This is a genomic window from Rhodospirillales bacterium (genome assembly GCA_016710335.1).
In the GTDB taxonomy this organism is placed as follows: Bacteria; Pseudomonadota; Alphaproteobacteria; order Rhodospirillales; family Defluviicoccaceae; genus JADJXQ01.
In genome coordinates this window covers 1-23,084 of the sequence record JADJXQ010000024.1, presented here as the reverse complement: position 1 = coordinate 23,084, position 23,084 = coordinate 1, and the positions used below count along the sequence as shown (strand labels likewise).

Below are 23,084 nucleotides of genomic sequence, written 5' to 3'. Positions count from 1 at the left end.
GTGTGCCATCTGCAACCGCGAGGATCGAGGCTTTGGCTATGTACACCTGCTCAGACCGGATCGTTATCCCAGCTACCGCTTCTGCTCGATGCGCTGTCTCGATGCCGGTTCCGCATTGGCGAAGAGGAAGGATGGGATGATCGATAAGACCGACATGGAACGCCGTGCGATCAAGGATGCGCGCCGGTTTTTCGCCGAGGCGCTCACCGAGCTCGGCTTGATGGAGCCGTTCCACGATCGCAGCGCCGAGGACATCGATCGCCTGATCGAAGCCTGTGTCGATGGTTTTCAGGATTCGATGCAGCGGCAATCTCTGAACGACGATTTGCCCTTCTGAGGCCGGACCCGTGAACGCCATCATCGACCTCAACAGCGGATCCGGATTCGTCTACGGCCGATCCTCACCTGTCACGGACTCCGCTATGCGGATCAACGCCGCGATCGATGCTGCGCTCGTCGCCGCGGATCGCCGCGAGCCCCCACGCGACTACCTGGGCGGCAGCCGCATCGGCGAGCCCTGCAGCCGCAAGCTGGTCTACGAGGTCACCAAAACGCCGAAGGATGAGGGCAAGGAATTCGGGGGTGGCCTGCTCCGCGTGTTCGCGGCCGGCCATCAGTTCGAAGACCTCAGCATCCGCTGGCTGCGGGCGGCCGGTTTCGATCTCCGCACCCGCAACCGCATGGGCCAGCAGTACGGGTTCTCGGTGGCCGGCGGCCGCATCCGCGGTCACATCGACGGCGTCATCGTCGACGGGCCGGACGTCGGGATCTCTTGGCCGGCCCTGTTCGAGCACAAGGCGCTCAATGGCAAATCGTGGACCGATCTGGTCAAGCGAGGGTGCCGCGTCTCCAAGCCCGTCTATTGGGGGCAGCTCCAGCTGTACATGGCGTACATGGATCTGGCGGTCGCGCTGTTCACGGCGATGAACAAGGACAGCCAGGAGCTCTACCACGAGGTCGTCGCCTTCGATCCAGCCGACGCGCAAGCCCTCTCCGATAAGGCCGTTCAGGTTCTCCGCGCCGCCGACGCCGGCATACTGCTGCCGCGCATCGCCGGCGCTTCCGATTTCTATCTCTGCCGGATGTGTGACTACGCCCGGCGCTGCTGGGAGGACGACGCATGAAGTTGCCCCGGCGCGACAGCATCCCCACCGATGTCGCCCGTGTCCTGCGATGCAAGGGCGTGGATCGCCGCTGCTATCTCGCTCACGACGGGTCCAACATCTACACCAGCAGCGGGACCATCGAAGACTGGCATGGTGCCCCTCGATGGGCAGCGATCAACGTGCATCCCACCGTCGGGCGCAACGCCACCGGCCACAGGCTGCCGGCGAGCAGTTGGGAGATCGACCTGTGAGCGGCTTCGCGCCATCGCCGGCGCAGAGCCGGGCCATCGCCGATATCCAGGACTGGTTTGACAACCGAACCGATGAGCAGCAGGTGTTCCGTGTGTTCGGGTATGCCGGGAGCGGAAAAACCTCGATCACCAAGCACGCCATCGCAGAACTCGGTCTCGACACGATGGCCCGTGAGCCCGACGGCAGCACCTCCGTGACCGGCGGCGTCCTCTATGGCGCATTCACCGGAAAAGCGGCGCTCGTCATGTCCCGCAAGGGCACGCCGGCATCCACCATCCACAGTCTGATCTATCGGGTCTCCGAGGCGACGCAGGCGGAGATCGACAAGGTCAAGAAGGACATCGCCGAGATCAAGGCGAAGTTGCCGAACATCGGACCGAGCGAGCGGCTGCTCGAAGAGTCAAGAATGAGAAGCCTGGAGCTGCGTCTCGCCGACATCCACAAGCCGCGGTTCGTCCTCAACGAGCAATCCATCGTTCACGATGCCAAGCTGATCGTTCTCGACGAGGTGTCGATGGTCGGCGAGGAGATGGCGCGTGATCTGCTCGCTTTCGGAAAGCCGATCCTGGTGCTGGGTGATCCCGGCCAGCTGCCGCCGATCAAGGGCCAGGGCGCGTTCACCCAGGCCGAGCCCGACGTGATGCTGACCGAGATCCATCGCCAGGCCGGCGAGAGCGCTATCATCCGCCTTGCCACCATGGCGCGGCAGGGCCACCCCATCCCCTACGGCGAGCACGATGACTACGTGTGGAAGATGCGCCGCGATCAGGTCGGGCCGGAGCAGATGCTGCGTGGCGGCCAGGTCATCTGCGGGCGCAACGCCACCCGCGTCCAGCTCAATCTGGCCATGAAGCATGCCGCCGGATTCGACGACGACTATCCAAGCGGCGCCGGTGAAAAGATCATTTGCCTCAAGAACCGCAACGACATCGGCATCGTCAACGGCATGTTTCTGGAGTTCACCGACATTCGCGACGAAACCGCGAGCTGTTTCTCCGCCACCGTCCTTAGCGAAGATGGCGAAGCCGTCGGCAGCGATGGCGAACGGCACTTTATCTACAAGGGCCACTTCGACGAGCACGTCCGGCCCGATCCCGAGCGCGATCGGCGCGACCACTGGATCAAGAAGGGCCTGATCGAGGCGGTCTGGGGCTACGCCATCACCTGCCACAAATCTCAGGGCTCCCAGTGGGAAAACGTCCTCGTGTTCGACGACGGCCTTGGTCGCACCGCCGAAGACCGTGCCCGCTGGCTCTACACCGCCATTACCCGGGCGGAGAAAGGGCTGGTGATCCTTGATTGATTTCAACGACGTCAGGCCGATCGGCCTCACCGCCGTTCGCTTCGACCTGGACGACATCGTCCAGAGGCTGCGCGATACGGCCGAGACATGGGTCGCGAACCACTTCCCGAACGGGCGCCGGCTCGGCGACGAATGGCGCCTTGCCAACATCCACGGCCAGGCCCCCCGCAAGCAAGGGTCGTGCGTGATCACCCTCAAGGGCGAACACGCCGGCGACTGGATCGATTTCGACGACAACCAGGGCGGCGGTCCGATCAGTGCCCTCGAGCATGCCTCCGGGTTTTCCGGGCGCGCACTGATCGAGTACGCCGCCGAGGTGGCCGGATCCGTGCCGCTCAACGGCAAGCGGCGTTCGAGCGCAAAGGAACAACCCCCGTCCGGAACGACGCCGGGATGTCAAACGCGAGATCGAGTTCGTCCTCTCGTGCCGTACCGATCGCAGGGACGGTAGCCGAGACATACCTGAGATCACGTGGTCTCGCGGTGCCACAAAGCGTCGATCTGCTGTTCCATCCGGATCTGACCTACTGGGACACCCGGACCGGCCATCCGGCGATGGTGGCCCCGGTGCGGGATACCGGCGGCGAGGTCATCGCCATCCACCGCACCTACCTTGCTGAGGACGGATCCGGAAAGGCCGACGTTCCGAAGCCGCGGATGATGCTGGGACCGGTCGGCGGTGGCGCCGTGCGCCTCGCTCCGGCAAGCGATAACGGCGTGATTGGCATCGCCGAGGGCATCGAGACGGCGCTCTCCGTTATGCAGGCGTGTCCGCAACTGCCGGTGTGGGCCGCGCTGTCGGCCGGCAACATCGAGCAGCTCAATCTGCCCGCCGGCATTCGCCGCGTGGTGATCCTCGTCGACAACGACCCCAACGGCACAGGCCTGGGCGCGGCCGAACGGGCGGCACAGCGCTTCCAAGGTGAAGGCCGGCGGATCTGGCTCGCATTGCCATCCCGGGTTGGCGACGACTTCAACGACGTGCTGTTGCGCGACGGCGTCGAGTCCGTCAAGCAGAGCGTCGAAGCCGCCATCGAGTGGACGCCGTCGTCAGGGTCTTCCACATCCGCGGACCGAGAGACGCCGCGGACTGACGACTTCCGGCCGGTGGGCTTCACCGGTCCTCGAGATGCGATGCCCCGGCTCCGCGCCGACGACGGCGATCTGGCGCGGCTGGCATCAAGGGCATGGGGACAGCTGCTGGCGTCCAACGATCCGCCGTGGCTGTTCCGCGCCGCCGGCCGGCCCAGTTGGATCGAGCGCGACGAAGACGGGCGGCCGTTCCCATATGCCATGACCGAGGACCGGGTGCGGCACGTCCTGGCACGTTTGGCGGTGTGGTTGCGGATGTCGCGCAACGGCGATCTCGTCCCGGCGCATCCGCCCCAGGGCCTGGTCAAGGATATCCTGGCGACGCCGAACCCTGCCCTGCCGATCCTGGCCGGCGTCGTCACCGCCCCGGTGTTCGGCATCGATGGCACGTTGATCACCACGCCCGGCTACCATCCGGCGACACGCCTCCTCTATGAACCGCAACCCGGGTTCGAACTGCCGGAGATCCCTGAACGACCGGACGCCCGTGAAGTCGCCGCCGCCCGAGCCCTTCTCCTCGACGAGATGCTGGGCGAGTTTCCGTTCGGCAGCCAGGCGGAACGCTCCCACGCGCTGGCGCTGCTGCTGCTACCCTTCGTGCGGCCGCTGATCAAGGGACCGACGCCGCTCCACCTGATCGAGAAACCGGCGCCCGGGACCGGTGCGACCCTGATGGTCGACGCGATGTCGATGGTGGCCACCGGAGTCGGCGCCAGCGTCATGGTCGAGGGCCGCGATGACGAGGAATGGCGCAAGCGCCTGACCGCCAAACTGCGAACCATTCCCACCATGCTGCTGATCGACAATCTCAGGCATCGTTTGGATTCGTCATCGGTCGCCGCAGCGCTGACCGCGCCGTACTGGGAGGATCGCATCCTCGGCAAGTCGGAGATGACCCGCTTCCCCATCCGCTGCGTTTGGGTTGCCACCGGCAACAATCCGCAATTCTCTAACGAACTGGCGCGCCGGCTGGTCCGGATCCGCCTCGACGCCCACGTCGATCAGCCATGGCTGCGGGACGGCTTCCGTCATCCCGACCTTCTCGGCTGGGTACGGCAGAACCGGGGGCGCCTGGTTGCCGCGTGCCTCACCCTTGGCCGTGCCTGGATCGCCGCAGGCAGACCAAGCCACCCGCGTACGCTCGGCAGCTTCGAGGCCTGGGCCCAAACCATCGGTGGCATCCTCGAAGTGGCCGGCGTCGAGGGATTTCTTTCGAACCTGGAGGAGATGTACGAGACCGCGGACGCCGAGGGCGCGACCTGGCGGGTTTTCGTCAGCCTGTGGTGGGAGTGGTTCGGCACCGCCGAAGTCGGTACCGGCGACCTCCACCAGGTGGCCTTTGCGTGCGAGCCGCCGTTGCCGCTGGGAGCCGGCAACGAGCACTCGCAGCGTATCCGGTTGGGCAAGGCGCTCGGGCGAATGCGAGACCGCATATTCGTTGTCGGACAGCTGCAGCTGCGCATCAAGGCTGCGGGCGAACGCCAGCGCGCACAGCAGTGGGTTCTGATCATCGAAAATGAAGGTCCGGATAAACACTCACCACACTCACTTGCCGGTCCTGCCACGAGTGAGTGTTCGAGTGACGAGCAACACGTCGCCCAGTCTGGAAGTCTACAGCAAAATCAGATGCCTAGTGAGTGTTGGGGCATTTCCGCGCAAGGCGCTTTTTCTCAAGTTTCCGAGCAAAATCAATACGGTAGTGAGTGTTCGGCCGTTCCGGACCAACACTCACACTCACACTCACTCGGATTTTCCAAACAGGATCAATGCACTAGTGAGTGTGGTGAGTGTAGTGAGTGTTTTTCACCCCTATACGCGTGCGCGGACGTACGCGCGCACGCCCGCGCGATAGGGACCGCCGGAAAACACTCACAACACTCACAACATTCACTTACCCCAGACAAATCAGCCACTTGCGGCGGTGAATGTGTTGGTGAGTATCCCGATCGACATTCACCAGAGTCCCGGACCGCTCCGCCCGACTTCGATGCGATCTTCGACGCCTACGGGCTCAACCCGATGGATGACGACGACCGGGTGGAGGCCACGCGCATCTGGATGCAGCTGGCGACCGGTCCCCCAATCGCAAGCGAACCATGATCCGAGATGAGCGGATGGCGGCGGCGTTCCTGGCAGTTCCCCGCCGCCACCCTCACCACGATGACCCGAGATGAGGAGAACACCATGGTCACCAGGACTCTGACGCAACTACTGCCTGACGCAAGTCCGGAGCGCGCCCATTTGGCGCTTGCTGGCGGCTACGACAGTGCACCCACCATCCTCGCACTGGATCTGGGCCATAAGGCCGGCTGGGCGTTGGGCTCAACGGACGGCGGCATCACCAGCGGAACCGAGGAGTTCCGACACGACCGCTGGCAGGGCGGCGGGATCAAGTTCCTCAAATTCAAGCGTTGGTTGACCGAGATGAAGGGTTGGTCCGGCGGGCTCGACCTGATTGTGTTCGAGGAGGTGCGGCGGCACTTGGGCGTTGACGCGGCCCATGCCATGGGGGGCTGGCTCGCCATCCTGACGGCTTGGTGTGAACACCACGGTGTTCCGTACGAGGGCGTGCCCGTCGGCACCATCAAGCGCTTCATCGCCGGCAAGGGCAACGCCGACAAGGACGCAGTCATCGCTGCCGTACGGGCGCTCGGCTTCGATCCCGAGGACGACAACGAGGCGGACGCACTGGCCTTGCTGCAGTGGGCCATCGCCAATCGCATCGATGGAGGTGTGCGATGAACCGGAATCATTCGAGCGCCGTCAGCGCCGCCTCGGGAGCGCGGTCGAGAATACGGAGCAACGCCTTCGCGGGCCCCGCCGGCAGCCGTTTGCCCTGTTCCCAGTTGCGGACCGTGTCAAGCGGAACCCCGATCCGTGTGGCAAAGGCGGCCTGCGTGAGCCCCGTCTTGCGCCGCACGCGCCGAGCATACGCCGCAGCGTCCTGCCACAACGCGTGGTCGTCATCAGCCGCCTGGCGGGCAATCTCGGCCTCGGTCGTGCGGTCCACGCGAGCGCCATCAATGCGTCCTTTCAGCGGTACGCGAGCGTCCGTGTCGGTGCGGATCAAAGATCCGTCACGCTCCAGTGTTGCCTGCACTCGCTTCATCCCATTCGAACTTCATGCGACGAATGTAGGCCAGAGGACGAGTTGTGCCAACAGCTCGGTTGTCCTCAATGCGGAAAGGGGAGCTCTCTGATGAACGGCGCCATGCTGCTTCAGCACGCTGCCGGCGTCATCGAGAGCCGCGAGCGCGCATATGGCTCCCCGGTAGGTAGCTTCACGCAAATCGCCGCCCGGTGGTCTCTGACGCTCGGCGTCACCGTCAGTCCGGCGCAAGTGGCGCTTTGCCTCATCGACCTCAAGCTCGCCAGGCTCACCCACGATCCCCAGCACCTCGATTCCACCGTCGATGTCGCCGGGTACGCCGCATGCCTGCGGGAGGTGAGCCGTGAGGTCTGAGACAAGAGGCTCGCTGGAGCACCACCTGCCCCGCTCGGCGCCAACCGAGGAAGAACTGTTCCTCATGCGCCGGGCGGCGTGGCGGAAACAGGGGATCGCGGTGATCGCCCCGGACGACATCCACGACGACTGGATGCGGCAGGCTGTGGTCAACGAGGCCACAAGGCTCTACGGCCGGCGGGAGGTGGCGTGATGGCGCGGCGGAAGCGCAAGGCCGAGATCGTCAAGCCGGCGGCGGCAACGCGGCCGGACGGCGCCCTCGAGGCCGTCTACGAGGCCGATCCGGACGGCCGGCCCGTCGTCCACCATCGCACCGTCGACACGCTCGGTCGGATGCTTCGAGCCGGCACGATCACCAAGGACATGCACGACGCGGCACGGGATTTTCAGGCGTCGTTCACGATCGCCCGGTTCGATGCCGTGCGGTGCATGTCGCTGGTGCGTATTTCAGGCTCGTCGAATGAGCTTCGCTTCACCGAGGCGCAGCTGGACGCTCGCCGCCGGGTCGGCAAAGCGCTGGACGCTCTCGGCGGGCTTGGCGGTCCATGCGGCGCTTGCGTTTGGCATGTCGTCGGTCTGCAATGCTCGATCCGCGAGTGGGCCATGCGCCAAGGCTGGGGCGGCCGGCCGATTGGCGAAAAGCAAGCGCAGGGGATCTTGATTGCGGCGCTAGGGGTGCTGGCGGGGTCGCATGGGTATGGTCAGCGTTGATCGACGCGTTTCGTGGGAGCGCCGCGACCAGCGGCGCTCCTAACAAATCCTTCGATAGCAACGTGCCTCTTCAACGTCATTGAATGGGCAAGGACGGAGCTAAGCTGCGACACTTTGGAACTGCAATGTGCAACCATGAGCTGTCCAAAAGCGCGGGGCGCTCATTCCTGCCACTTCCCACGAACGGCTTCGAATAAAGTTTTGTAGACGCTTCTCGGCCCATGGCAAGTGATAAGGCGCTTGTTTTCGATTATGTCAGACTGATGGAAGGCCACTCCGAACACCAGCTTGCTCGACAGGGACAGCTGGCCATCGTCACCTCTGTTGCAGTACACGCGCCATAGGGTACCGCCGCTCACGCCCTGGTAGCTAGAGGCGTCTCGAAGTCAGAGTCGTATGACACCTCGAAGTCGAGCAAGTCGAAACCGTTGGAATTGCGTTCACCAACCAATTCGCCAACGCCGTAGAGTGACCGGAATCCCTTCACGCGGTGAAAGCCGCGCTCGGGAGGCAGGTCAATGGTCCATTCAGCGACCGTGCCTGAAATACCGTCGAAAAAGGGCGTGCCGGGCAGACCGCCACGAAGAACCGGGGTCCGTCGCTTTTCGAGATTGAAGAATACACCTTTCGCCTTCAGTGCCGCGGCAGCATACGAAGGTAGTCGCAGGAAACCCAAGTCCGGTCCCTCCGGCCCAAATACGTCCGCCGCGATCGTCAACTTCTCCGTATGCTGCATGTTGATCGTCAGCCTGTGGAGGAACCAGAGTCTGTCCGAGATTGCACGATGCCGACCTCGCCCTGGTCGGGCAGGTTTCTCAAGACGTGCGCTGCCGTGAGAATTCCGTGGACCGGGCCCACAGTCACCAGCGTGCCGGACCCTGCTGCGTCAGCATCTTGTGCACCTTGGTGAACCGTGACCCGCGCAAAACCAATGATAAAGTTAGCGATCACGCTGGACGCTTCTTCGAGGATGGGCTCGGCCTCATGCTTCTCCATTCGTCGATGATAGCTTACCGAAGCCCGCGCTCAACCCTGAGCGATCAGCGCCTAGGCCACTTTTGGGTCAAGCCTCTCAGTCGGCAAGCAGATGCAGCGCGACGGAGCCGATGCACACGGCGGAAATTGGTGAAAAGCAGGCGCAGGGGATCCTGATCGCAGCGTTGGGGGTTTTGGCGAGCCACTACGGGTATGGAGAAAAATTCAGAAACAACATTTTGAGGTATTGACATGAGGACTCGCAACATGTAGTGTTTCGCCATCGTTCGAATTGCGGCTGCAGCGGTTCTCCGGCGCAGCCGCAGTTCGCAACTTGTTGAAAACGTTGGTTCCTTCCTGGGCCACAACCTATGCTGGTGGGCGGAGCGCGGTAGATCGCTAGTGTGAGCCGCAAATTTTGGGAAGCCACCCAGCCGGAAGCCACCCTCCGATCCAACATAGTCTCGTGAATACAGTGCTTTAGCTGGACTCCAACCTGGATTTCGGGTGGACTCCTGGAGTCCACTTTTGGATCCACCGGCTGGATCCGGAGTCCGGCGCTGGTGTCCACGCCAGTTCCCCTCATCCGCAAGGACAACACCGTGACCCTTCGTTTCCTGCCCGAGCAGATCGAGCAGTGGCCGCTCGCGCGCCTCCAGCCGTACGCCAGAAATGCGCGCACCCATTCCGACGACCAGGTCGCCAGGATCGCCGCATCGCTGGTCGAGTACGGCTGGACGGCGCCGGTGATGGTCGCAGACGATGGGGAGATCATCGCCGGGCATGGCCGGTTGCTCGCCGCGCAGCATCTCGGCCTCGACGAAGTGCCGGTCATCCGCCTCTCGCATCTGACGCCCGAGCAGGTGCGCGCCTACCGGATCGCCGACAACCGTCTGTCAGAGCTGTCCGGCTGGGATGACGAGTTGCTGTCGGCCGAGCTGCACGCTCTCAACGCGGCCGGCTTCGATCTCGACTTGACTGGCTTCGAGGGCGAGGACCTGGATCGATTGCTGGCGCCACTTGTGGACGACGAGGGCGACGGCCTCGTCGGCGAGGACGAGATCCCGGAGCCGCCTGCAGAGCCGGTGACTAAGCCCGGAGATCTCTGGATCCTCGGCGATCATCGTCTGCTGTGCGGCGACAGCACCAAGGCCGATGATGTCATCCAGGTAATGGATGGCAAGAAGGCGATCCTGTTCGCAACCGATCCGCCGTATTTGGTCGACTACGACGGCACCAACCATCCGTCGAAGCAGGGTGGTCCCGACAAGAACAAGGACTGGGGCGACAGTTACGGCATCACCTGGGACGACGCAAGCCAGGGCCCCGAGCTATACGAAGGGTTCATCCGCGCCGCCATCGACCATGCCATCGCACCGAACGCCGCGTGGTATTGCTGGCACGCCAGCCGCCGGCAGGCGATGGTCGAGGGCGTGTGGGAGAAGCTCGGCGCCTTCGTCCATCAACAGATCGTCTGGGCCAAGGACCGCGGCATCCTGACGCGCTCCTACTACCTGTGGCAGCACGAGCCCTGTTTCTTCGGCTGGATCAGGGGGAACAAGCCGCCGCGGGTTTCCGAGGACTACCCGAGCACGGTGTGGACCATCCCGACGGTGAAGGTGGGCGAGAAGACCGACCACCCGACGTCGAAGCCGATCGAGGTGTTCGCCATCCCGATGCGCCAGCACACGCGGCCGGGCCAGGTCTGCTACGAGCCGTTCTCCGGTTCGGGCTCGCAGATCATCGCCGGCGAGACGACGGGCCGGCGGGTGTTCGCCATCGAGATCAGCCCGCAGTACGTGGACGTGGCGGTGAAGCGCTGGCAGACGGCGACGGGCAAGCAGGCGATGCTAGACGGCGATGGCCGCGCGTACGACGAGGTGGCCGGCGAGCGACTTCCGCAAGCGGCGTGACTTCGCGGCAGTCGCGCAGGATGTCGCTGGTGGAGGCGGTCGCCAACGTGGCGGTCGGCTACGCCGTTGCCGTGCTGACGCAGATTTTGGTGTTCCCTCTGTTCGGGATCCGCACCACCTTGGGCGAGAACCTGGTAATCGGCCTCTTATTTACATTCATCTCGATCGCCCGATCGTTCGCGCTGCGCCGCGTCTTCGAGGCGATCCGCGTTCGGGCCACAACCAACGCCGCCGGGCGGTGAACCCGGCGGCGTCGCAGTCTGCAGTCGTGCTCAACCGACCACTCGGTAGATCGTATATGAGCCCCGGGCACCTTCCTTATTGGGGCCCACCATGCGCACCCGTTCGGTGGTGATGGTGAGGCCGAGTTTCTTCTTGAGGGCGCCGGCGATCGCTCCCCGAATTGTGTGATTTCGCCACTGAGTGACCTCGGCGATCTGTTCGACAGTGGCGCCTTCGGGGCGGCGCAGGAGTTCGATCATCATCGCCTGTTTTGTGCCGTGGCGCGCCTTCGGAGTTTGCTCCACCGTGCCGTTGTTCGACGGCTCCGCCGTTCCCTGAAGGGTGGGCATGTTTTCGGCTGCGGCCGGTTCGTCGGAGCTTGTGACGTCGGCGCCGCGCTCGGTGTTCGGAACAGCCGACCCGCTGTCTTCGCCACGGAGTTGAGCACGCCACTCGGCGGCACTGATTCGGCCGCTCAACAGGCCGTCGGCGGCATCGAAGACGTCCTCGGCGCTGATGCCGATCTGCGTGGCATTGCGCTCGATAGCCTTGATGGCATTGCGCTTGGTATTGGGGTTGCGGCGCTCGTTCTCCAGGGCGCTGAGGATCTGGGCGAGTTCCGACAGGCTGAAATGGTATTCGACGGTCATGGTCCGCGTCCTTGTGCTTTCTTCGCCGCGACCATCGCGGCGCTGCTACCAGCCTAAGCCCCGTCGGATCGCCAGTCGGGGCATTGGTGCGCGCCTGCTTCGTTCGTCTCGATGATCACATGAACGCGTACATGCGCCCCGACATCAACTCCAATCGGCTGTTATTTAATGGCTTTCTTGGTTGAATGCTGATCATTCGATGACCGCGCAGCGCCAAGGCATGAGCGAGCGCGAGTACGCCCGCCATGCCGGTATCTCCCGCGGCGCGGTGCAGAAGGCGCGCTCCTCGGGTCGGCTGGTGCTGCATGCCGATGGATCGATCGACGCCGCGGCATCGGACGCCCGCCGTTCCCAGGCGACGGACCTCGCGAAGCAGCGCGGCCGGCGCGATGAAGCGATGCGCCCCGTACCGCGTGCGGCTGTTGGCGCCGTCAGCGAGACGTTGCGCGAGCACGGCATGCCGGAGCCCGCCGGCGGCAACATGACGTATTTGCAGGCACGCACCGCCAACGAGGTGCTGAAGGCGCACGAACGTCGGCTGCGATTGCAGAAGCTGAAGGGCGAGGTGGTCGACCGCGCCCGCGCCGTCGCGTTGGTGTTCCGGCTGGCGCGGCAGGAGCGGGATGCCTGGGCCGGATGGCCGGCGCGGATTTCTGCCGTGATGGCCGCCGACCTCGGCGTCGGCGCCCATACCATGCAGACGGTTCTGGAGAGCCATGTCCGGCAACACCTCGCAGAGCTCGCCGAGGTTCGGCCGGACTTCCGCTGAGACGATCGATCCCGGCTTGTCGCGTCCCGCGTCCGCTGGCGCGCATGACGAAGCGGAGGAACTGCTCCGCGCCTGGCGCGATGGTCTCACACCCGATCCGAACTTCACCGTCTCGGCGTGGGCGGACAAACACCGGATCCTGAGCTCGCGGGGCTCATCCGAGGCCGGCCCGTGGCGGACCGCACGGACGCCGTACCTGCGGGCGATCATGGACGCGCTGTCGCCGTCGCATCCAGCCCAGCGGCTGGTGTTCATGAAGGGCTCACAAATCGGCGCCACCGAAAGCGGATCCAACTGGATCGGTTACGTCATCCACCATGCGCCGGGGCCGATGCTGGCGGTGCAGCCGACGGTAGAATTGGCGAAGCGATTTTCGCAGCAGCGCATCGATCCGTTGATCGGGGAAACCCCGGTGCTGGGCGACAAGGTGGCGCCGGCGCGATCGCGGGACTCCGGCAACACCGTGCTGTCGAAGGAGTTCCCGGGCGGCATCCTGGTGATGACCGGCGCCAACTCGGCTGTCGGTCTGCGGTCGATGCCGGTGCGTTACCTGTTCCTCGACGAGGTCGACGCCTACCCGCCGTCGGCCGACGAGGAAGGCGAGCCGGTGGCGTTGGCCGAGGCGCGCACCCGCACGTTCTCCTGGCGGCGCAAGGTGTTCCTCGCCTCGACGCCGACGATCCAGGGGTTGTCGGTGATCGAGCGGGAGTTCGATGCCTCCGACCAGCGGCGATACTTCGTGCCATGTCCGAGTTGCGGGCATCGTCAGTGGCTCCGGTTCGAGCGGCCTGGCGGATAAGGGCCGGCCTGAGACCGTCGCCTACCACTGCGAGTCCTGCGAGACACCGATCGCCGAGCACCACAAAACGCAGATGCTGGCGGAGGGCGAGTGGCGGCCGACGGCGACCTCAGCCGATCCGCTGACCATCGGCTTTCATCTCTCGGGCCTGTATTCGCCGGTGGGCTGGCTGTCTTGGGAGCGGATCGCCCGCGAGTGGGAGGCGGCGCAAGTGTCCGACGAGGCCAAGCGGAGTTTCATCAACGGCGTGCTGGGCGAGACCTGGGCGGAAACCGGCGAGGCCCCCGACTGGCAGCGCCTCTATGACCGTCGCGAGGACTGGCGGCGCGGCACGGTGCCGATGGGCGGGCTGTTTCTCACCGCTGGCGCCGACGTGCAGAAGGACCGCATCGAGGTCTCTGTTTGGGCTTGGGGCCGCGGACTGGAGAGCTGGCTCGTCGACCACGTCGTCATCGACAGCGGGCCCGGCGATGCCGCCACCTGGAATGCGCTGACGGCGCTGCTGGGAGAGACCTGGCCGCACGAGACTGGCGCCCGGCTTGGCGTCGCCCGCCTCGGTATCGACACCGGCTACGAGGCCCCGGCGGTGTATGCCTGGACCCGTCGCGTGGGCCGAGCCCAGGTGGTCGCGGTCAAGGGCGTCGACGGCTTCAACCGCTCGGCGCCGGTGAGCGGACCCACGTACGTGGACGCCACCGAGGGCGGTGTGAAAATTCGCCGCGGCGCGCGCCTCTGGACCGTCGCCGTCGCCACGTTCAAGAGCGAGACCTACCGGTTTCTCCGGCTCGACCGGCCGACCGACGAGGACGTCGAGGCCGGCGTTGTCTGTCCGCCCGGCTACTTGCATCTCCCTCGCGGCGTCGATGCCGAATGGGTCAAACAGCTGGTCGCCGAACAGCTGATCACGGTGAAGACCCGACGCGGCTTCGCCCGGCTGGAATGGCAGAAGCTGCGCGAGCGCAACGAGGCGCTGGACTGCCGGGTCTATGCCCGCGCCGCCGCCTGGATCGCGGGCGCGGACCGCTGGAGCGAGCGGCGGTGGCGCGAGTTGGAGGCGCAGTTGGGCGGTGGTCCCGATCACGATGACGGCGGTGTCGATGCGCATGTCACCGCTCCGCCCGCAACCGCTGGACAGATCGCGCCGCGGTCCCGACGGGGACGGCGGGTGTTCCGTTCGAGCTACTTGAGCTGATCCATGACCCTGGACGAGATGATTGCCCAGCGCGACGCGCTGCTGTCGGCGCGGTACCGCGGTGTGCGCACGGTCGAATACGACGGCCGTCGCGTCACCTATGCCACCGACGCCGAGATGGCGGCGGCGCTCGCCGATCTGGAACGCCGGATTGCCGTGGCCGATACCGGCGCCCGCCGGCGGCGGATCCTGACGTCGGCGAGCAAGGGTCTGTGATGCCGGGCATGATGAGCCATTGGCGCCGCCGGGTCGGCGCCTTCATCGGCGGCTTCGAGGCCGGGCTCGGCAACCGGCGGCTCAAGGGCTTCCGGCCGAGCCGGGCTCATGTCAACACGCTGATCGCCGCGGCCGGCGCTGACGTCACCGCGCGGGCCCGCTGGCTGGTGCGCAACAACGGCTACGCGGCCAATGCCGTCGAGAGCTGGGCCGGCAACGTGGTCGGCGCCGGCATCAAGCCGTCGTCGCTGATCGAGGATGCGGCGCTGAAGGCCCAGGTACAGCGGTTGTGGCTCGACTGGACCGACGAGTCCGATGCCGAAGGGCTCACCGACTTCTATGGCCAGCAGCGCCGCGCCGCTCGCGAGCTGTTCATCGCCGGCGAGGTGTTCTTCCGGTTCCGGCCTCGCCGACCGGAAGACGGGCTGACGGTGCCACTGCAGCTGCAGATGCTGCCGGCTGAGATGCTGCCGCTGAACCGAAACGAACCACTCGCCAATGGCCACGTCATCCGCCAGGGCATCGAGTTCGACCGCATCGGCCGCCGGGTCGCCTACCACTTCCTGCGCCGGCATCCGGGCGATGTGACCGATCACGGCCTCGCCGGCGAGACGGTGCGGATCCCGGCGTCCGAGATCATCCACGTCATCGATCCCGTCGACGCCGGCCAACTGCGCGGTGTCTCCCGGTTTGCGCCCGGGCTGGTCAAGCTGTTCCTGTTGGATCAGTACGACGACGCCGAGCTCGACCGCAAGAAGGTGGCGGCGATGCACGCCCTGTTCATCACCACCCCGGCGCCGGCCGAGCCGTTCGATGCCGCCGAGACCACCGGCGATGACGGCGAACGGACCATGGACCTGCAGCCGGGCCAGGTGGTGATGCTGGAGCCCGGCGAGGAGATCCAGACGTCGGCGCCGGCCGACGTCGGCCAGACCTACGAGGCGTTCCAGTACCGAACCCTGCTGCAGGTGTCGGCAGCGCTCGGGGTCCCGTACGCGTATCTCTCCAACGACATGCTGAAGGCCAACTACTCGAACTCCCGGCTGGCGCTGCTGGAGTTCCGGAGGCGGATCGAAGCGTACCAGCATGCGGTGATGGTCTGGCAGCTGTGCCGGCGGGTCTGGGCGCGGTGGATGGACACCACCGTGCTGTCCGGCGCCCTCGCCATTCCCGACTATGGCGCCGATCCGCGCACCTATCAGGCCTGTGCGTGGCTGCCGCCCAAGTGGGACTGGGTCGATCCGCTGAAGGATGCCCGCGCCGAGATCGAGCAGATCGAGGCCGGTCTGAAGAGCCGGACCCAGGCCCTTGCCGAACGCGGCTACGACGCCGAACAGGTGGACGCCGAGATCGCCGCGGACCGGGAGCGCGAGCGGATCTCGGACTCGATTTCGGCGGGGCGGCAGGAAGCGCGCCGCCGGCTCAACCGCTCAGCGAGGCTACCGCCGCGGAGGATGGCCGAACGGATTGAGGGTCGGTACCGCCGTCGGCGCAAAATCCGCGACGTTGCGGGTGACGACGGTGAGGCCGTGCTCCAGCGCCGTCGCCGCGATCATGAGGTCGGCGCTGTCGTTGCCGATGGCGGCGCTCAGCCGGCCCCAGCGCCGTGCCGCCTGCAGGTCGAACGGCAGGATCCGGTCGCTGTAGACGGCGAGCACCGTGTCCAGCCATGAGGCGAGCGCATCGGCAAAGTCCGGATCCTTGGATCGTTGTAGTGCGATGCCGCGCTCGATCTCGCCGATGCTGACGACGCTCACGAAAAGGTCGCCTGTTCGCTGCCGTTCGATCCATGCCACGACGCCCGGATCGCGCTGCCGTTTGCGCAGCTCCGACAGCACCACCGTATCGACGAGATACATCAGAGATCGAGGTCGCGCGGCCGCACTTTGGAGCGGGGAAACGTGCCGTCGTCCTGGGGCATGGCCAGCAGCATGTCCGCGAACGACGGGGCCTCGGCCCGCTCCAGGTGGCGCAAGCGCTGGTACTCGGCCGCATCGACCACGACCACGGCCGGCTTTCCGTGCTTGGTCACGGTCTGCGGCTCCTTGTGAGCGGCCTCGACGACGGCGCTAAACCGGTTCTTGGCGTCCTGCACCGACCAGATTGATCCGGACATCTTGCATTCACTCTAGCCAGAAAGTCTGTCCAGAATATGCGCTTCCACGACCACGCCGTCAACACGGCGCGTGCCCGTACGGATCCTGCGGCGCTGGCCGCGGCCCGGCTTGCCGGCCGGCCCCTGGCGATCGCGCCTGGCCGTCTCGAGGGATTGCTGGCGAGCGTCCCAGCTACCCTCGAACCCTCGAGCCGGTTGACCACGCCTGCGCCATTCGCGGCGCCGGTGGGTCTCAGTGTCACCGACGCCGGCATCGCGGTGATCCCGATCACAGGCCCGCTGGTTGCCCGCGGCGACTGGCTGACGGCCCTGTTCGGCGCCTTGGAATACGGCGAGGTCGCCGCAGCAGTCGAGACCGCCGCGCGGGATCCGTCGGTGCGCGGCATCCTCCTCGAGGTGGACTCGCCCGGCGGCGAGGTCGGCGGCCTGTTCGACCTGGTCGAGCGCATCCGCGACCTCAAGGAAATCACGGAGAAGCCGGTCTGGGCCGTTGCCAGCGAGAGCGCGCTATCGGCGGCCTATGCCATCTCCTCGGCTGCCGACCGCCTTTACGTCACCCGCACCGGCGAGGTGGGTTCGGTCGGCGTCATTGCCGTGCACATCGACGCGAGCGGTGCCGACGCCATGGCCGGTCTCAAGTGGACGCTGATCCACGCCGGCGAACGCAAGACCGATGGCAACCCCCACGAGCCGCTCACGCCGCGGGCCCATGCCGACATCCAGGCCGACGTCGACCGGCTCTACGACCAGTTCGTCGGCCTGGCCGCCGCCAACCGCGGGATGGCGCCGGAGAGCGTCCACGCCACCGAGGCGGCGATCTATCGGGGCGCGCTCGCCGTCGATGCCGGACTAGCCGACCGCGTCGGCACCCTCGACCAGGCGCTCGCCGATCTCACCGCGTTCCTGGAGCCGAAGCCCATCCGCGCCGGGCCGCGGACGGCGGCCCACAACACCTCTACCCATCCACCCACAAGGACATCAGCCATGAATGATCCCGTGCGCGAGCGCGTGTGCGAAGCAGATGCGAAGCATCAAGCGGATGCGCAGCATCACCTCGACACCGGCGATCTGCCGGTCGAGGACAACGAAGACGCCACCGCGATGGAAACTGCGGATGAGCAAGCGGTTCAGCCGGTTGCAGCGGCGTCCAGCCCAGAGCCGGTCAGCACTGCCGCCGTCGACGCGGATGCGGTCGCCGCCAAGCTCCGTGCGGAGTACGGCGAGATCGCCGGTATCGCCGCTCAGGCCGGCCAACTTGGCGTCGACATTGATGCGGCCGACGCCATGCGCCGTGGCATGAAGCCGGACGCGCTCCGCCGCTCGGTGCTGGATGCCCTCGCCGCCAAGTCGGAGGCCGCCGACGTCGTCGCGGTCCCGACCACTGCGGCTGCAACTGCCGGCGAAAGTCCCATCGTCAAACGCGCCCGCGAGCGTGCCTCGGCCGCCTGATAAGGAAATCCCGAAATGCCCGTTCTCACCCAGGATCCGACCCTCGGCGATCTGCTCAAGTACGAGCTGAACGCCAACTACTGCCGCGAGACGGTGACTTTGAAGAGCGGCACGAACTTCGCGCTCGGTGCTGTGCTCGGAAAGCTCACTGCCGACGGCAAGTACACGCTATCACCGGCATCAGGTGCCGACGGTTCCGAAACCGCCGTCGCCGTGCTGCTGGAAGCCGTCGATGCCACCGCCGCTGACCAGACTGGTCTGATCGCCGCCCGCGGTCCCGTCGTCGTCTCCAAGGACCGGCTGGTCTTCGACGCCTCCGTCGATCAGGCCGCCGAGATCACCGCCAAGCACGAGCAACTGGCGGCTGCCGGCATCGTCGCCCGCGACACCGCCTGATTCCCCGACCCCGAAAGGACCCCCAGACCATGGTTGTCATGATCAACCCGTTCGACGCGGGCGGCTACACCCTCGCCGAGATGACGCAGGCCATCAACATCCTGCCCAATGTCTACACCCGGCTCGGGCAGATGGGCCTGTTCCGCTTCGAGGGCGTCACCCAGCGCTCGGTCGTCATCGAGCAGGCCGAGGGCGTGCTCAACCTGCTGCCCACCGTGCCGCTCGGTGGTCCGGCCACCGTCGCCAACCGCGACACCCGCTCCATGCGCTCGTTCACCATCCCCTGGATCCCGCACGATGACGTCATCACGCCCCAGGACATCCAGGGCGTGCGCGGCTTCGGCGTCGCCGACGCCGCCGACCCGCTCGCCACGGTGATGGAGCGGAAGCTCACCCGTATGCGCGTCAAGCACGCGCAGACGCGCGAGTACATGGAGGTCAACGCGCTGCGTGGCGTGGCCAAGGACGGCGCCGGGGCGACCCTCTACGACTACTTCACCGAGTTCGGGCTCGCGCAGCAGGCGGTCGACTTCGTGCTCGGCACCGGCACCACCAATATTCAAGCCAAGGTCCGCGACGCGCTGCGCAAGATCGAGACCGAGCTCAAGGGCGAGACGATGACCGGCGTGCTCGCCCTCGTGAGCCCCGAGTTCTTCGACAAGCTGATCGGTCACGCCAAGGTCGAGGAAGCCTACAAGTACTTTTCCTCCACTGGCGCCCAGCCGCTCCGCGAGGACACCCGCCGGCGCTTCCCGTTCGCCGGCATCCTGTTCGAGGAATACAACGCAACGGTCACCCTCTCCACCGGCTCCACCGAGACGCTGGTCCCGGCCGGTGAAGGCATCGCGTTCCCGCTCGGTACCATGGACACGTTCGTCACCCACGGCGCGCCGGCCAACCTGATCGAGACCGTGAACACCGTGGGCCTGCCCATGTATGCCCGGCAGCTCGCCCGTCCGGACGGCAGCGCCATCGAGGTGAAGACCGAGGCCTCGATCCTGCCGATCAACAAGCGCCCGCGCCTGGCGGTGCGGATCCATTCAAGCAACTGATGGACGCATCGGCCGCAGTTTGACGCGGGCGAGGACAGCGACGTTTTCGCGCCGGCACGCTCCGCGACGACCTCAATCCGGCCTGAGAACCAAGTCGAAGGTCGGCGAAGTCTCGCTCCCTGACGCCGTGCTGGCGGATTGCAGTGAGATTTCCTTGGCGTGGTCGGCCAGCATCCGGACATCGAGACCCATGTAGCGCCTGGGCGTAACCCCTGGATCGCGCTCGACGGCCCGGAACAGGCGGTGCGCCGTTTCGGCATTGGCTTTCATGCCGCGAGCATTGCCCCACCGCGCCTTGAAGCCGGCGGCGGCAAGATTGATCAAGGCTTGCAGGTATGTTGCCGTCGGACCGTGGCGGCCGCAGGCAACCCAGAGTCCCTCCCAGGCTTCGTGGGCTTCCCAAAAGAAGCCATGGTTGAACAGGTCGATGCCGTACAGGTAGTCGCGGCAGTCGCGCCATGCCGCGGGGCCCGGCGGGTCCGGGACTTCAAGCGTTGCTGCGTAGCTGTGGCCGTCGGGATCGCGTGTCGGATGCGCAGTGCGGCCCGGAATGTAGGCATAGGGCGGAAAGGGCCGGTCCGGAACCAGTCGCGGCGGTCGCGATTTCGAGGTCTTGGCCATGGCAGTCTCGAGGCTCGGTGTTTCCAGTCGGCGCACCGTCACATGGTCACGTAACCTGCCCCTCTTCCAAGGATGATCATACCCCATCAACCGCCGGCGAACGTTGTTGAGCAGCTTTCAGCGGCTCGCCGAGGGTCGATCTTCAGCCGTATACCAAGGTGCTGACAAGCGCGGAGCGCCAACGTTTGGTGGAAAGGTTATGGTTACTGCACAAAAGCCGCCATATTTACACGCGGCTCCAAAGCGAACTGCTAGCCAAGGGGCTGACATAATCTCGCGTTGGCAGGATTAGGTCTTTCGCAGGGAAGCAATGTGTATCCCAGCGGCGAACTCCACGGCCCCGGACGGCGCTACATATGGCTCCAAGGCTGATGTGGCTTCATCTATTACGGTCTCAAGAGCCTGTTTATCGAGTTTGAATCCGGCGAAGGGAAACCAGCCGAAAACGTCGGCCTCGACCATTGCGCGAACGCTGGGAAACCGCGCGGTCCCTTTTTCGGAAGTGAGGGCCGGCCTCCCAATATCGGAGCTATCGATGATTGCGCTGAAGTCGCTGAGCTCGCCCAGGCCAAACGGAAACCTCAACGCCTGGCCGATGTCGCTTCCGACAACGCGCTCAAAGATTGACGCCGTCTCCGCGTATGGTCGATTCACGTCCAGGTTATCGAACACGGAGATTACCATATGCCCATCGGGCGCCAGGACACGCGACATCTCCTTGAGCGCGGCCTGTTGGTCCGAAAAGAAGTTTAGGCCAAACTGACACACGACCGCGTCGAATGTCGCGTCTTCAAATGGTAGGTCCTCTGCCTGCCCCTCGTGCCATTCGATCTCCGACGAAACCTTGCGGGCCACGGATATCATCGCAGGATTGGCGTCGAGGCCGGTGGGTTTGCCTGTCGGGCCAACGCGCGACAGAACCTGTCTGGTGAGGGCGCCAGTTCCGCAGGCAACGTCTAGGACTGCTTGCCCCGCGGAGAGTGAAGTGGCGTTCGCTGTCAACCGGGCCAGGGGCGCGAACAGGGCTGGTACCAGACGATCCTCATATGCGGCTGCTGTCGCTTCCATTGTGGGTCCTGCTTCGCCATTCATGTGGCAGACTCCTTGGACTTTAGAGGCCGTGGCCCGACATTCCCTCGCTCAACCGGAGGGAAAGTAGCACGCCGTTGCGACGACCGGTAAGGGTCACGAAGAAGCATGTGACGTAGCCACACGGAACGACCGCTGTGCCTCGATGACCAGCCGTTTCCTCTGGGTGTTTTTCCGGGATCCTCTGCCCCATGACCGTATTCGCCGTGCTGCTCGACGCGCTATTCGCCGACCCGAATATGGCGACGGATGCCGTATACACGTCGACCGGCGGCGGCGCGCTCACCGTGAGGGTTGTCGCTCGGCGTCCCGACGAGATCGTCGGCCTCGGCGATACCCGCATCCATTCGGCGACGGCGGTGTTCGACGTGCGGCTTTCGGAGGTCCCGACGCCGGCCGAGGGCGACACGCTGGAGATCGGCGGTGACACGTTCATCGTGCAGGGCGAGCCGGTGCACGATCGCGACCGGCTGGTTTGGACGCTGGATGCCCGGCATGAAGCTCGCCGCCACCGTCGCCGGCTCGCTGAAAGCCAGCCTCGACGCCGAGATGCGCGAGATCGAGCGGGCCGTCGGTGCGGGAGTCAAGCAGGCCGGCGAAGGACTCAAGGGCGCCTTGCGGCGCCAGGTCATCACCGCCGGGCTCGGTCCGCGGCTGGCGCGGACATGGCGCGACCGGACTTACCCGAACCGCGGCCATGACGCGGCAGCGCTGGTGTGGACCAAGGCGCCGCAGATCATCCGCGCCTTCGACGAAGGCGTGGTGATCCGCTCGCGCAACGGGTTCTGGCTCACCATTCCGACCGGTTCGGCGCCGAAGCATGTACGCGGTCGGCGTGTCACGCCGGATCTGGTCGAGCGCCATGCCCGTGATGGCGGCTGCGCTTGCCCATTATCGTCGGCGCGGGCCGTCGCTCCGGCAGTTGGACGGGATGGTGGACACGCGGCGGCCGACGCGGCGGCTACCGTAGGGCAACCACCCGAAAGCCTCCGCACGCCGGGGCGCCTACGTTTCCACCTCCGGCCTCGCCACCGTGGTGATGTTCTTTCTCGTGCCGCAGGTGAAGATGCCGAAACGCCTCGACGTGGCGCGCGCCGCGAGCACCTGGTCGACGCGGCTGCCGGTGCTGATCGGCCGGCACATGCGCACTCAGTGATCCCCATTCGCAGCAGAGGACTCAGACAATGAGCAAATCCGACTACCTCGAAAACGCGGTGCTGGACGCCGTGCTCAACAACACCGCGCTGCAGGTGGCGACACCGTACGTCTCGCTGCACACCGCCGATCCCGGCGAGAACGGCGCTGGCGCCGAGTGCTCGGGCGGCAGCTACGCGCGGCAGGCCGGCTCTTTCGCCGCCGCGTCGGCTGGCAGTTGCGCCAATGATGGCGAGATTTCATTCGACTTTGCGGGCTATGGCGGCCAGGCAACCGTCACCCATTTCGGCATCTGGGATGCGGCGAGCAACGGCAACCTGCTCTACAAGGGCGCGCTCACCGCCTCCAAGACCGTCGATCCCGGTGACACCGTCAAGTTCGCCGTCGGCCAACTCACCGTCACCGAGGACTGATTGCGCCGCGCTGATCACCGGTTTCCCCCATGGCTGCTGACATCCGCTTTCGCGTCGCGCGCTTCGTCGTCGACGGCTCGAAGGGTGTGGACGACACCCAGGAGTTCACCGTCGCCGGTCTGGGCTGGAC

The 23,084-nt window shown here is 65.7% G+C and carries 25 protein-coding genes and 4 pseudogenes; 20 read left to right on the top strand and 9 right to left on the bottom strand.

Going from position 1 to position 23,084, the window contains the following annotated elements; all coding sequences use genetic code 11:
- Positions 1-88: 88 nt before the first annotated feature.
- From IPM60_15715 to IPM60_15690, 6 genes and pseudogenes are all read left to right on the top strand, one after another.
- Entirely contained in the window at positions 89-337 is a 249-nt protein-coding gene (locus IPM60_15715) for a hypothetical protein (GenBank protein ID MBK8909265.1), read from the top strand.
- Positions 338-347: 10 nt separating this feature from the next.
- A complete protein-coding gene (locus IPM60_15710) occupies positions 348-1,124 on the top strand; it encodes a hypothetical protein (protein MBK8909264.1) in 777 nt (258 codons plus the stop codon).
- Complete coding sequence (locus IPM60_15705) at positions 1,121-1,357, top strand: hypothetical protein (GenBank protein ID MBK8909263.1); 237 nt, start codon at positions 1,121-1,123, stop codon at positions 1,355-1,357. The genes IPM60_15710 and IPM60_15705 overlap by 4 nt, the downstream gene beginning before the upstream one ends.
- A complete protein-coding gene (locus tag IPM60_15700; protein MBK8909262.1) occupies positions 1,270-2,661 on the top strand; it encodes an AAA family ATPase in 1,392 nt (463 codons plus the stop codon). Before IPM60_15705 ends, IPM60_15700 begins: the two co-directional genes overlap by 88 nt.
- Positions 2,654-5,853 (top strand): annotated as a pseudogene (locus IPM60_15695) (toprim domain-containing protein). Before IPM60_15700 ends, IPM60_15695 begins: the two are co-directional and overlap by 8 nt.
- A gap of 141 nt (positions 5,854-5,994) precedes the next feature.
- A complete protein-coding gene (locus IPM60_15690; protein MBK8909261.1) occupies positions 5,995-6,495 on the top strand; it encodes a hypothetical protein in 501 nt (166 codons plus the stop codon).
- Between the two features lie 7 nt (positions 6,496-6,502).
- On the opposite strand, the gene IPM60_15685 is transcribed toward IPM60_15690, so the two are convergent.
- Entirely contained in the window at positions 6,503-6,862 is a 360-nt protein-coding gene (locus IPM60_15685; GenBank protein ID MBK8909260.1) for a helix-turn-helix domain-containing protein, read from the bottom strand.
- A 90-nt stretch (positions 6,863-6,952) separates the two neighbouring features.
- On the opposite strand from IPM60_15685, the gene IPM60_15680 reads away from it, so the two are divergent.
- From IPM60_15680 to IPM60_15670, 3 genes are read left to right on the top strand one after another with little or no spacing between them, the layout of a single operon-like run.
- The gene (locus IPM60_15680) at positions 6,953-7,216 is read left to right on the top strand and encodes a hypothetical protein (protein MBK8909259.1); all 264 of its coding nucleotides are present in this window, start codon (positions 6,953-6,955) and stop codon (positions 7,214-7,216) included.
- A complete protein-coding gene (locus IPM60_15675) occupies positions 7,206-7,409 on the top strand; it encodes a hypothetical protein (GenBank protein MBK8909258.1) in 204 nt (67 codons plus the stop codon). Before IPM60_15680 ends, IPM60_15675 begins: the two co-directional genes overlap by 11 nt.
- A complete protein-coding gene (locus IPM60_15670; protein MBK8909257.1) occupies positions 7,409-7,927 on the top strand; it encodes a hypothetical protein in 519 nt (172 codons plus the stop codon). Before IPM60_15675 ends, IPM60_15670 begins: the two co-directional genes overlap by 1 nt.
- A 355-nt stretch (positions 7,928-8,282) precedes the next feature.
- Here the strand turns inward: IPM60_15670 and IPM60_15665 are convergent, their stop codons facing one another.
- Positions 8,283-8,663, bottom strand: coding sequence for a hypothetical protein (locus tag IPM60_15665; GenBank protein MBK8909256.1), 381 nt, complete (start codon positions 8,661-8,663; stop codon positions 8,283-8,285).
- 8 nt (positions 8,664-8,671) lie between these two features.
- The gene (locus IPM60_15660) at positions 8,672-8,923 is read right to left on the bottom strand and encodes a hypothetical protein (protein MBK8909255.1); all 252 of its coding nucleotides are present in this window, start codon (positions 8,921-8,923) and stop codon (positions 8,672-8,674) included.
- 581 nt (positions 8,924-9,504) lie between these two features.
- Here IPM60_15660 and IPM60_15655 point away from each other — a divergent pair.
- Positions 9,505-10,815, top strand: coding sequence for a site-specific DNA-methyltransferase (locus IPM60_15655; GenBank protein MBK8909254.1), 1,311 nt, complete (start codon positions 9,505-9,507; stop codon positions 10,813-10,815).
- A gap of 20 nt (positions 10,816-10,835) precedes the next feature.
- Positions 10,836-11,057, top strand: coding sequence for a hypothetical protein (locus tag IPM60_15650; GenBank protein MBK8909253.1), 222 nt, complete (start codon positions 10,836-10,838; stop codon positions 11,055-11,057).
- A 30-nt stretch (positions 11,058-11,087) separates the two neighbouring features.
- On the opposite strand, the gene IPM60_15645 is transcribed toward IPM60_15650, so the two are convergent.
- Complete coding sequence (locus tag IPM60_15645) at positions 11,088-11,687, bottom strand: DUF3489 domain-containing protein (protein ID MBK8909252.1); 600 nt, start codon at positions 11,685-11,687, stop codon at positions 11,088-11,090.
- 199 nt (positions 11,688-11,886) lie between these two features.
- Here IPM60_15645 and IPM60_15640 point away from each other — a divergent pair, with 199 nt between their 5' ends.
- From IPM60_15640 to IPM60_15625, 4 genes and pseudogenes are all read left to right on the top strand, one after another.
- Positions 11,887-12,456 carry a hypothetical protein gene (locus tag IPM60_15640; GenBank protein ID MBK8909251.1) on the top strand — a complete coding sequence of 190 codons (570 nt, stop codon included), beginning with the start codon at positions 11,887-11,889 and terminating at the stop codon, positions 12,454-12,456.
- Positions 12,404-14,447, top strand: a pseudogene (locus IPM60_15635) (phage terminase large subunit family protein). The gene IPM60_15640 and the pseudogene IPM60_15635 overlap by 53 nt, the downstream one beginning before the upstream one ends.
- 3 nt (positions 14,448-14,450) lie before the next feature.
- Positions 14,451-14,663, top strand: coding sequence for a hypothetical protein (locus IPM60_15630; protein ID MBK8909250.1), 213 nt, complete (start codon positions 14,451-14,453; stop codon positions 14,661-14,663).
- Positions 14,663-16,036, top strand: a pseudogene (locus IPM60_15625) (phage portal protein). Before IPM60_15630 ends, IPM60_15625 begins: the two are co-directional and overlap by 1 nt.
- 66 nt (positions 16,037-16,102) lie before the next feature.
- Here IPM60_15625 and IPM60_15620 read toward each other — a convergent pair.
- Positions 16,103-16,522: a type II toxin-antitoxin system VapC family toxin gene (locus IPM60_15620; GenBank protein MBK8909249.1), complete on the bottom strand. Its 420-nt coding sequence runs from the start codon at positions 16,520-16,522 to the stop codon at positions 16,103-16,105.
- Complete coding sequence (locus IPM60_15615; protein MBK8909248.1) at positions 16,522-16,779, bottom strand: type II toxin-antitoxin system Phd/YefM family antitoxin; 258 nt, start codon at positions 16,777-16,779, stop codon at positions 16,522-16,524. Before IPM60_15615 ends, IPM60_15620 begins: the two co-directional genes overlap by 1 nt.
- Positions 16,780-16,815: 36 nt before the next feature.
- On the opposite strand from IPM60_15615, the gene IPM60_15610 reads away from it, so the two are divergent.
- Genes IPM60_15610 through IPM60_15600 form a run of 3 tightly spaced genes read left to right on the top strand, consistent with a single transcriptional unit; the run spans position 16,816 to position 19,676 of the window.
- Positions 16,816-18,228, top strand: a complete 1,413-nt coding sequence (locus tag IPM60_15610; GenBank protein ID MBK8909247.1) for a S49 family peptidase — start codon at positions 16,816-16,818, stop codon at positions 18,226-18,228.
- A gap of 15 nt (positions 18,229-18,243) precedes the next feature.
- Positions 18,244-18,624 (top strand): head decoration protein, encoded by a 381-nt coding sequence (locus tag IPM60_15605; GenBank protein MBK8909246.1) that lies wholly within the window; start codon positions 18,244-18,246, stop codon positions 18,622-18,624.
- Positions 18,625-18,653: 29 nt separating this feature from the next.
- Complete coding sequence (locus IPM60_15600) at positions 18,654-19,676, top strand: major capsid protein (GenBank protein ID MBK8909245.1); 1,023 nt, start codon at positions 18,654-18,656, stop codon at positions 19,674-19,676.
- Between the two features lie 72 nt (positions 19,677-19,748).
- Here the strand turns inward: IPM60_15600 and IPM60_15595 are convergent, their stop codons facing one another.
- The 3 genes from IPM60_15595 to IPM60_15585 all read right to left on the bottom strand — a co-directional run bounded on the left by IPM60_15595 (position 19,749) and on the right by IPM60_15585 (position 21,883).
- Positions 19,749-20,297 (bottom strand): DUF309 domain-containing protein, encoded by a 549-nt coding sequence (locus IPM60_15595; GenBank protein ID MBK8909244.1) that lies wholly within the window; start codon positions 20,295-20,297, stop codon positions 19,749-19,751.
- A gap of 288 nt (positions 20,298-20,585) precedes the next feature.
- A complete protein-coding gene (locus IPM60_15590) occupies positions 20,586-21,389 on the bottom strand; it encodes a methyltransferase domain-containing protein (protein MBK8909243.1) in 804 nt (267 codons plus the stop codon).
- 218 nt (positions 21,390-21,607) lie between these two features.
- Positions 21,608-21,883, bottom strand: coding sequence for a hypothetical protein (locus IPM60_15585; GenBank protein ID MBK8909242.1), 276 nt, complete (start codon positions 21,881-21,883; stop codon positions 21,608-21,610).
- On the opposite strand from IPM60_15585, the pseudogene IPM60_15580 reads away from it, so the two are divergent.
- Positions 21,882-22,542 (top strand): annotated as a pseudogene (locus tag IPM60_15580) (hypothetical protein). The gene IPM60_15585 and the pseudogene IPM60_15580 overlap by 2 nt on opposite strands.
- A gap of 28 nt (positions 22,543-22,570) precedes the next feature.
- The gene (locus IPM60_15575) at positions 22,571-22,954 is read left to right on the top strand and encodes a hypothetical protein (protein MBK8909241.1); all 384 of its coding nucleotides are present in this window, start codon (positions 22,571-22,573) and stop codon (positions 22,952-22,954) included.
- The last annotated feature ends 130 nt before the right edge of the window (positions 22,955-23,084 follow it).